The organism is Parafrankia sp. BMG5.11 (assembly GCF_004337455.1).
Genome location: NZ_SJXI01000029.1, coordinates 1 through 8846, shown reverse-complemented (window position 1 = coordinate 8846; position 8846 = coordinate 1). Strand labels below are relative to the sequence as shown.

General features: G+C 69.5%; 5 protein-coding genes, 1 tRNA gene and 6 pseudogenes. 6 read left to right on the top strand and 6 right to left on the bottom strand.

Annotation, left to right across the window (positions count from 1 at the left end; genetic code table 11):
* Together E0504_RS21955 and E0504_RS52170 are read right to left on the bottom strand one after the other, a co-directional pair.
* Nucleotides 1-1119: pseudogene (locus E0504_RS21955) on the bottom strand (IS30 family transposase); the annotation flags it as partial.
* A gap of 47 nt (nt 1120-1166) precedes the next feature.
* Nucleotides 1167-1334: pseudogene (locus E0504_RS52170) on the bottom strand (DDE-type integrase/transposase/recombinase); the annotation flags it as partial.
* 23 nt (nt 1335-1357) lie between these two features.
* Here E0504_RS52170 and E0504_RS21950 point away from each other — a divergent pair.
* The 3 genes from E0504_RS21950 to E0504_RS21940 all read left to right on the top strand — a co-directional run bounded on the left by E0504_RS21950 (nt 1358) and on the right by E0504_RS21940 (nt 3196).
* Nucleotides 1358-1969, top strand: a complete 612-nt coding sequence (locus E0504_RS21950) for a tyrosine-type recombinase/integrase (protein ID WP_306769259.1) — start codon at nt 1358-1360, stop codon at nt 1967-1969.
* Nucleotides 1970-2092: 123 nt separating this feature from the next.
* Nucleotides 2093-2165 (top strand) — tRNA-Lys (locus tag E0504_RS21945).
* Nucleotides 2166-2407: 242 nt separating this feature from the next.
* Nucleotides 2408-3196: a DUF429 domain-containing protein gene (locus tag E0504_RS21940; RefSeq protein WP_112107615.1), complete on the top strand. Its 789-nt coding sequence runs from the start codon at nt 2408-2410 to the stop codon at nt 3194-3196.
* 249 nt (nt 3197-3445) lie between these two features.
* Here the strand turns inward: E0504_RS21940 and E0504_RS21935 are convergent.
* Nucleotides 3446-3786: pseudogene (locus E0504_RS21935) on the bottom strand (DDE-type integrase/transposase/recombinase); the annotation flags it as partial.
* 117 nt (nt 3787-3903) lie between these two features.
* Here E0504_RS21935 and E0504_RS21930 point away from each other — a divergent pair.
* The 3 genes and pseudogenes from E0504_RS21930 to E0504_RS21920 form a co-directional block, all read left to right on the top strand.
* Nucleotides 3904-4215: pseudogene (locus tag E0504_RS21930) on the top strand (IS256 family transposase); the annotation flags it as partial.
* A gap of 290 nt (nt 4216-4505) precedes the next feature.
* Nucleotides 4506-4997: a hypothetical protein gene (locus E0504_RS21925; protein ID WP_112107616.1), complete on the top strand. Its 492-nt coding sequence runs from the start codon at nt 4506-4508 to the stop codon at nt 4995-4997.
* A complete protein-coding gene (locus tag E0504_RS21920) occupies nt 4976-5938 on the top strand; it encodes an MFS transporter (RefSeq protein ID WP_112107617.1) in 963 nt (320 codons plus the stop codon). Before E0504_RS21925 ends, E0504_RS21920 begins: the two co-directional genes overlap by 22 nt.
* Nucleotides 5939-6084: 146 nt before the next feature.
* Here E0504_RS21920 and E0504_RS52165 read toward each other — a convergent pair.
* The 3 genes and pseudogenes from E0504_RS52165 to E0504_RS21905 form a co-directional block, all read right to left on the bottom strand.
* Nucleotides 6085-6605 (bottom strand): annotated as a pseudogene (locus E0504_RS52165) (integrase); the annotation flags it as partial.
* Nucleotides 6606-6693: 88 nt separating this feature from the next.
* A pseudogene (locus tag E0504_RS21910) lies at nt 6694-6810 on the bottom strand (IS6 family transposase); the annotation flags it as partial.
* Nucleotides 6811-6907: 97 nt separating this feature from the next.
* A complete protein-coding gene (locus tag E0504_RS21905; protein ID WP_131625787.1) occupies nt 6908-7258 on the bottom strand; it encodes a helix-turn-helix domain-containing protein in 351 nt (116 codons plus the stop codon).
* Nucleotides 7259-8846 lie beyond the last annotated feature (1588 nt).

The window sequence follows — 8846 nt, the reverse complement described above, 5'->3', positions numbered from 1 at the left end:
CCGCGGTCCCAGGTCAGGGTCCGACGTAGCTGCTCCGGTAGCACGGCGAACGCCCGGGTGATCGCGTCCCGGACAGCGTCGGCACCGCGGCCCGCCAGCGCCGGACCGTTCTTCACCCGCGGCTGGTGGCCGTAGCCGTCCATGCGGGGCAGGTGCAGCAGGACCGTGAGCCGGGTGGTGCGCTCGACCAGCGTGCCGATCGCGGACCGGTTCAATCCGATGATCAGGTCTCCTTCCCAGTGCCCCGCGACCGCCCGGTCTGTGGCCTCGACCGGCCGGGCGCCGATCCGCACCTCGGGGGTGACCATGCCGTCGCCGCGCCGTCCGGCCCGCGCGCGGGGCACCCGCAGCGCGCGGCCCGTGCGCAGACACGCGACCAGCTCACGGCGCAACGTCCCCCGCCCCTCGATGTAAAGGGCCTGGTAGATCGCCTCGTGCGAGATCCGCATCGTCGGGTCGTCGGGAAAATCGACCCGCAGCCGCCGCGAGATCTGCTCCGGGCTCCACGCGCTGACCCAGCGGCGGTCCTGGCGGTGCGGCTTGTTCCTGCCGGTGAACGGCGCCGTCCACGGGCCGGGCACCACCGTGCCGTCGCCGCGCCGGACCGGCCCGGCCCGGCCCGGCGAGCCGGTCCTGCACGTAGCCGCGCAGCCGCTCGTTGCCGGCGAGCCTGGCAGTCTTGGGCCGGGCGGCCCGGCGGTCTCGATGCCACTGCGCGAGCGTGGCCCGGTAGACCAGCGTCCCGCCGCGGGTGCCGGCGTTCCGCCGCAGCTCCCGCGACACCGTCGACGCAGGCCGACCCAGGCCCCGCGCGATCTGGCGGATGCTGTCCCCGCGGGCACGACCCAGGGCGATCTCCTCCCGCTCAGCGAACGACAGATACCGCCCCGACGGGGCGGGGAAGTCCGAAGGGGGCATCCCGCCACAGTTGCGGAACCACCGGGTCCCGACCGCCGGCGACACGCCGGCCGCGACACCGGCGTCCTCGCTGCTCAGCCCACGCGCGATCGCCACCCAGAACCGCTGCTGATGCTCCCGGCGTGCCACCGGCGGCCGCCCCGGCGAGCACATCCCCGCCCGCCCCGTGACCGTCTCGGTCCAATCCGCCGGCCGCCCCATTCCCACACCTCCGGATCGAGGTGTTGCGACGACCAGTTGAATCCGCCTTGTGCGCCTCGATCGGAGTGGAAAATTGCGTTCTGGGTGAGGGTGGTGCGGGAGGTGGCCGTGGTGAACGCGTCGGTGATGAGTTCGGTGCGCAGGTGGGTGACCATCGACCAGCCGAGGACATTGCGGGAGTAGCAGTCGATAACGGTGGCGAGGTAGATCCCCCCGGGCTACCCGGCCGCTCTACCCCATCTACCACCTCATCGCCTACCGCGGGCTCCGCCGCGGCGAATCCGTCGGCATCCACTGGGACGACATCGACTTCACCCACGCCACCCTCACCATCCGCTGGCAAGTCATCCAGATCGGCTACGCCACCCAGCTCGGCCGGCCCAAATCCGACGCAGGCGACCGCGTCATCTCCCTCTACGCCAACACCCTCGCCGTCCTGAAAACCGCCCGCACCCGCCAACACGCCGCCCGCCTCGCCGCCGGCCGCGACTGGCCCGACACCGGACTCACCTTCACCCACCCCGACGGCCAGCCCATCCACCCCGAACACCTCACCAACCGCTTCCACACCCTCCTCGACGAAGCCGCACTACCCCCCATCAGCCTCCACGGCCTCCGCCACGGCGCCGCCACCCTCGCCCTCGCCGCCGGTGCCGACCTCAAAGCCGTCCAAGAACTCCCCGGCCACTCCACCATCACCCTCACCGCCGACACCTACACCCACATCCTCCCGATCCCGCCAGCGAGATCGCCGAGAACACCGCCCGGCTCATCCCCCGCGCCCGCACCCCCCACCACTACCCGAAGACCATCACCAAGGACTGACCCCACCAGCCCCGCCCGGGCCTGACCCGGGCGGGGCCACACCCCCACCCCCACCAACCCTCAGAACTCCTCCCAACGTGCCCACCCGCCAGAACCTCGCGCCCCGCCCTCCCCCTGACCGAGCAGTTGGGTACGATGGTGCGCAGCAGGGCCGTTAGCTCAATTGGCAGAGCAACCGGCTTTTAACCGGTGAGTTCAGGGTTCGAGTCCCTGACGGCCCACCTCGGAGGGCACTTCCTGCGCACTTTTCAAGCACTCTCAAGGTCAATCTTTTGGCGCTTTCGCGGCCACCGGAAGCTGGCCGGACCGGTTTTATGACGGCCGCAGAACCGTGCGGGTTCTTACCAGTTACTGTAGCCCCGTTCCTCCTCCCAGTGGAGCGCATCTGGTGCTGGGTGTAGTGCTGATCTCCGAGGATTCGATCGCGAAGAGACCTTTATGTCCTGTCGCGTACCCTGATCAGATGATGACGATCGGCGTGGACCTGGCGGCGGAGCCGAAGAAGACCGCACTCGCCCGGATCGACTGGTCGCCAGGTTCAGCGGCGGTGAGGGAGGTCCTACTCGGTACGTCGGACACCGCGATCGTCATGTCGATCAAGAAAGCGGACAAGGTCGGTATCGATTGCCCGTTCGGTTGGCCGGAGTCCTTCGTCGCCTTCATCGCGGCCCACCAGGCCGGTAACGTCGTCGTCTCACCGGGGGTCACTGGTCTGGAGTGGCGACGTGCCCTGGCGTACCGAGCCACTGATCGGCGGGTCCAGGCAGAGACGGGGCTACGGCCGCTCAGCGTCGCCGCCGATCGGATCGCGCATACGGCGATGCGCTGCGCGGGACTACTGGCAACACTCGCAGGCGACGGCATGCCCGTGGACCGCGCCGGAGGTGGCGTCGTCGTCGAGGTGTACCCAGCCGCGTCGCTTGCCCGGTGGGGGCTACCGCACCGCGGTTACAAGACCAGGGACAACATTTCCGTCCTCGGCACGCTGGTCGACGCTCTCCTCGATGCGGCTGGATGGCTGGATCTCGGCACCCATGAAGATCTCTGCCGCCGTTCTGACGACGCCTTCGATGCCGTGATCGCCGCGATGACCGCCCGTGCCGCGACGCTGGGCCACACCGCCGCCCCCGGACCGGACGACGCCACCGCCGCGGAACGGGAGGGGTGGATAGCACTGCCGACCAGCCCACTGTCCTCCCTCGTGCCAGACGGCCACCCGAGACCGGCCGAGCACCTACCTCCAGGACGGTGACTCCGAAGATCGCACCATGGGAGCGGCCTTGTTCTTCTACGCTGATAGCAGTCACGGGCAGCGCCAGCCGAACATGATCGAATGTGCGATCGGTGTTGTCTTTGCACGGCGATGCGCGGTGTTCACGAACGATCGGGCTGCGGCGTGGCCCTGATGTCGTCCCGGTGACCGATTCTGAAGGCCGATCATCCTCGGCGGGGCTGTTGCATTGCGAGGATGCGGCGCACGCCAGGGCCCGGGCAGTCACGGTCAGACGGCTTGGGTGAGCTCGGTGAACGCGGCGGCCAGCCGCAGCTGTGGGCCGGTATGGGTGGCGAGTTCGTAGTGGCCGCGTCGGATGTTCTGAACCAAGGCGTTCCCGGCGCTGATCGTCTGGACCGAGCGGAGGCGTTTGAGTTCGCGCATCGGCCGTAGCCGGGCTTTGAGCCGGCTGTGGTTGGCTTCCATTCGGTTGTTCTCTCTGGCGGCGTCGACATGGCAGGCCTCGGGAGCGGCTCGTCGAGGATCCTCGGGTAGACGGGTGCCTTGTCGGTGGTGACCTCGACCGGCTGGCGGCCATGCGCCGGCGCCTGGATGAAGAACCGGCGGGCTACGGCCGAGCAATGGTTGAGATCTGTGGTCGGCTGGGGAGGGGCGTGCCTTCCCGGTGATCGAGGTTGAGGTCTCAGGCAGGCCGACGTTGGCGCGTCGGTCGGGAAGGCATGCCGGTGCTCACGGTAGTACCCGAGGACAGCACGCCCGGGGACGGTTCGACGGTCAGGCCGTCGCTGATCGATGAGATCGTCCGGGAAGGTGCGCGGCGGATGCTCGCGGCCGCGTTGGAAGCCGAGGTCGACGCCTACATCGCCGAGCTCGCCGACGAGCGCGACGAGGGTGGCCGCCGGCTGGTGGTCTGTAACGGCCACGCCCAGCCCGGGCAGGTGATGACCGCCGCCGGTGCGGTCGAGGTCACCGCGCCGCGGGTCAACGACCGCAGGGTCGACCCGGACGCCGGCGAACGGCAGCGGTTCTCCTCTTCTACTCGCCGGAGTATCGATTTGGGTCCGGCAAGGCTGGAAGGGTCGGGCAGGCTCCGAGACAACCGCCCCATGAGTATCATCTTTATTTTTGCAGGGTCGATAGCGAACGGCGGCACTGTCTCGTTCCGAGATAGCGGCGAATGCGCCGGGTTCTGGCCGGCCGGCGGCCAGATGGCGTGGGTGAGTTCGGCAAACGCGGCTGCCAGCAGCGCCGGCCGGTCGCCCATCTGACTGGATGGGGCGTCCGACAGACGACTTCGGAGTCGCCGTGCGGCGAACATGATGGTCGAATGCTCGATTCGTCGGTGACCGCGTCCGAAGTGACCGTCGTGCTGCCGCGGCCGTTTCCGGCGCGGATGCCGGCCCCCTGCGCCGCTGTGCCCGGGCCGGCGGCTGCCGCGCTCGTCGCGTCCGTCGTGTCCAGACCCGACACTGCCGTCTGTGACGTACCTGTCCCAGTCCAGAGCGAGGGCGGACGGGTCCGCGGGTACCTGACCTCGTCGCGGCTGGCATCGCTGCTGTCGACAGCGGGGCAGGAGAGCACCACCACCGTCCTCCCTGCGTTCGTCACCGGCCTGGCCGGGGGCGTCCCGCTCGCCATCGCCGGAATGGAGGCCGTCGGGCACGCGGGTGGGATGGCGGCCCGGTTCGGTGGCGCCGAGACAGCGCTGCGCCGGCCGCGGTGGCGTGGCCTGGTCAGCCTCGTCGGGCACGCCGGCATGGGGCTGGCGTCGGCACTGCTTGCGCTCAGCGGCGTGGCATGGCAGGCGGCCACGGTGTAAGGGTCGGCTCGTGGGCGGCCCGCGGGCTGCGCACGCCCCTGCGGCCGGCGCAGGCGAGCGAGGTCACCACCGTGGACCGGATGGGACGCCGCCTCGGGGTGGAACGTTCGATCGACGCGGTGGGCGCAGCCCTCGGCCCGGTGTTGGCGCTGCTGTTCCTGACCTTCCTGGAGGTCCGGACGGTCATCCTGCTGGCGGTGCTGCCGGCCGTCGCGGCGGTGGCCGTCAGCGCCCGCGCGAACCGGCGACGGGCAGCGCAGCCGGGCGGGAATCCGACACGCCCGGACCTGGACGTCCTCCAGCCGGACGCCGTGTGGCAGCTGCCATCGCTGCGTAGCAGAATCGACCAGCTCCGGCGCGGTCGCCTGGGTCGGTTCCTCCTCGGCGTCGCGATCTACGAGACCGCGAACATCGCCGCGGTGCTACTGCTGCTTCGCGCGACGAAGCTACTGCCCGCTGGAGCCGGACCGTTCAGTCAGCTCCAGCTCGTGGCGCTGCTGTACATCGGCTACCAGCTCAGCGCGGCCGTCTGCGCCAGCTGGGCGGGTGCGCTGGCGGACCGGATCGGTACTGGCCCGATCATCGCCGGTGGCGCCACGTGCCTGCTGACCGCCTATGCCGGATTCGCTCTGGCCGGGACGAACGAGTTGCTTCTGCTCGCCGTCTGCTTTGTGTTGGCAGGGGCTGCCGCCGGTGCCGTGGACGCGGCCGAGTACACCGGCGTCGGCCGGCTGGGCTCGCCGGAGATCCGCTGGACGGCGTTCGGCACCCTCGCCGCTCTGCAGAGTGGCGGTCGGGCGATCGCAACGTTGACCGCCGGTGCGCTGTGGACGTTCGTCGCGCCCGAGGCAGGGCCGCTGTTCTGCGCGCCGCTGCTCGTGGTCGCGACGATCCTGTTCACCGTCAGGGCGGACCGCCCGCCTGCGCCGGTCACCGCATGACAGGCACGCCCGCGCGCAGCAAGGTCCCCTCTCGGCGTGTGGGGCTCCCAAAACCGGATTTCGGCCTGTGAGCTGGCCTTTTGCGGTTGACGCGATCTTCCGCGGAGGTGCCGGGCTGCGTTGCGATTCGTTGATCAACCCCCCGAGGGTGACTGTGGCGGGGTATCGACCACGTCGATGCCGGCTTCGGTAAACCCAGCGTCGAACGAAGCCGTGAACTTCGCATCTCGGTCACGGATGAGAAACCGGAACCGGTGGGTACGCTCCTCGAGATCCATCAGCAGGTTCCGTGCCCGCTGGGTGACCCACGCCGCGGTCGGGTGTCTCGTGACCCCGAGGACATGGATACGACGGGTGGCGTGCTTGACGACGAAGAACACGTAGATCTGTTGGAGGAACACGGTGTCCACCGTGAAGAAATCGCAGGCCAGCATGCCGGAGGCCTGGGCACGCAGGAACGTACGCCAGGAGGAGTCGGTCCGGCGGGGCGCTGGATCGACACCGGTGCGGTGCAGGATCCGTCAGACGGTGGCGACCCCGACCGGGTAGCCCGGCCCGGCGAGTTCTCCCTGGATCCTGCGGTGGCCCCAGGTCGGATTCTCCGTGCGGGGCGCAGGACCAGCTCGCGGATCTCCCGGCAGATCGGTGGCCGCCCGGGCGACATCCGCGATGGCGGATCTCGCCGACGCAACAGCGCCGGTTCGAGTCCCTGACGGCCCGCCAGTGATCACACTGACGGTACATGCCCCGCCAGGGCCTCGCCGGTCACGACTGGACGCAACAGACCTCACTGACCGCGCGAACCGCAGGTACCAGCGGACCGCCAGCACGATCACCTCCGGAGGGAGCCGGAACCCAGCGAACTTCCACATCGGGACCGAAGGACGGACCACACCTCGCCTCATCGCCTGATCATTACCTGCCGCCACACGGGGCCCGTCGAGTGGAGGCAACAGTGCCGTCTGCCTGTCAGGGGGTCTCGGCGGGTGGCGGCTGGTCGGTTGTCAGTTGGCGTGATTGCTGGTTGAGCCGCTGGGCTTCGGCGAGTTGGTCTTCGAGGATGACGATGCGGCAGGCGGCGTCGATCGCGGTGCCCTGATCGACGAGTTCACGGACGCGGGCGGCGATCCGCAGCTGATAGCGGGAGTAGCGGCGGTGGCCGCCCTCGGAGCGCAGCGGCGTGATCAGACGGGCTTCGCCGAGGGCCCGCAGGAAGGCAGGCGTGGTGCCGAGCATCTCGGCTGCGCGGCCCATGGTGTAGGCGGGGTAGTCGTCGTCGTCGAGACTGTGGGCCGGTTTGCGTGTGCGTTCAGGGGTCATCGCGCCTCTCGGGACACATCGAGGGGCCCTGGTGCCATACAGCACCAGGGCCCCGGGGGGTTCAACACCATCTACCGGCCAAGACGCGCCGGGTTCTGGAACCCGCATGCCCACCCGAGAGGGCGGGGGTGCGGGGATCGCGTATGCGTGACCGGGGACCACCTTCCAATCCGGGGCCTGCGGTAACCGAGCGAGCTAGACCATCGCTCGGGCGATCCTGATGGCGTCTGCTCCCCTCTCCACATAGGTCAACTGCTGGGTACTGCCGAACCTTTCGCGGTGGTACTCGGCGGCCCGCCCTGGCCACCGCCCTGCTCGCGCCAGTTCATGTCTGCCGCGACCATGTGACTTCCTTCGCTACGACAGGAACTCTACCCACAGCCGCGCCCAGATGTCTACTACGGCGGGGACAGATTTTTGGCTCCCAGGAGACAGCTACCCTGCCGCGCACGACGGGGCCCGTCGGCGGCGGCGCCTGCTCGGAAAGGCAGGACAGGGCAGGGCGTCGGCTCCGGTGGAGGAACACACTCGGCCTGCACGACCAGGAAGCAGCCGCGATCTGCCGCAGCCAGATCGCGGCCGGGTCGCGGGATGGTGTGACCGCGACGGCGGGCACACAGGGGATGTGCGGCCGATCCAGCAGACGGGCATGCGCACAAGCCGCGGGGCACGTCGTACTCCACGATGTGGGCCCGGTCCTGTCGAAGGGGCGGTCGGCGCGGGCGTCGGCCAGCCGCTGTTCCTGGTGGGCGCCGCGGACCTTCGGGTCGACGAGCAGGGTCAGATAGATGCCGCCGGCCAAGCACCCACGACTGGCAGGTCGAACACTGTCAGGAACCCAGCCCGGCGAGCGCAGGGCGCCACACACCGCGCCGCACAGGACCCCGCCCCGAGCTGCCGCGCCCCCGAGGCCATTGACACCCAAGGCGCGTCGGACCGGTCGCTCGTTCGGCGCGTCGCTTCTATCTGTAGGCCACCAGGAACCGGGCCGCGGGACCGTTGATCGCCTCCGCTGGACGGCTACGTGGGGGTCGCCCCAGAACCGGGGCACGTCGAAGGGCCCTGGTGCCAATGGCACCAGGGCCCCGCAAATTCAACACCATCTACTAGCTAGGTACGTCAAGTTCCCTGAGTCCGCGTAGCCGGCCCCGGAGGGCGGGCGTGCGGAGATCGCGATGCGTGACCGGGGACCACCTTCCAATCTGGGGCCTGCGGTAGCCGAGCGAGCTAGACCATCGCTCGGGCGATCCTGATGGCGTCTACTCCTCTGCTCGTCGTCTGGTCGGGTACTGCTGAACTTCTGTCGTGGTGCTCGGCGGCCTGCCCTGGCCACCGCCCTGCCCGCGCCAGTTCATGTCTGCCGCGACCATGTGAATTCCTTGGCTACGACAGGAACTCTACCCAGGGAAGCGCTTGATGTCTACTGCGGCGGGAGTAGATTTTCCGGAATCGAGGAGGCAGCTACCCTGCAGCGGCCGATCGTGCCAGGCATCGCCGGCACCGGCCCGGGAAGGCAGGGATACGCGTCAGCTCCGCTGGATGGAACGCCCCCGACCTGGCCGACCTGCTCGACGGCCTAGTGCGCTGG

Excerpts from the sequence above, each read along its gene's own strand:
- E0504_RS21940 (WP_112107615.1), top strand. The coding sequence starts at position 2,408 with ATGATGACGATCGGCGTGGACCTGGCGGCGGAGCCGAAGAAGACCGCA.
- E0504_RS21925 (WP_112107616.1), top strand. The coding sequence starts at position 4,506 with ATGCTCGATTCGTCGGTGACCGCGTCCGAAGTGACCGTCGTGCTGCCG.
- E0504_RS21905 (WP_131625787.1), bottom strand. The coding sequence starts at position 7,258 with ATGACCCCTGAACGCACACGCAAACCGGCCCACAGTCTCGACGACGAC.
- E0504_RS21920 (WP_112107617.1), top strand. The coding sequence starts at position 4,976 with ATGGCAGGCGGCCACGGTGTAAGGGTCGGCTCGTGGGCGGCCCGCGGG.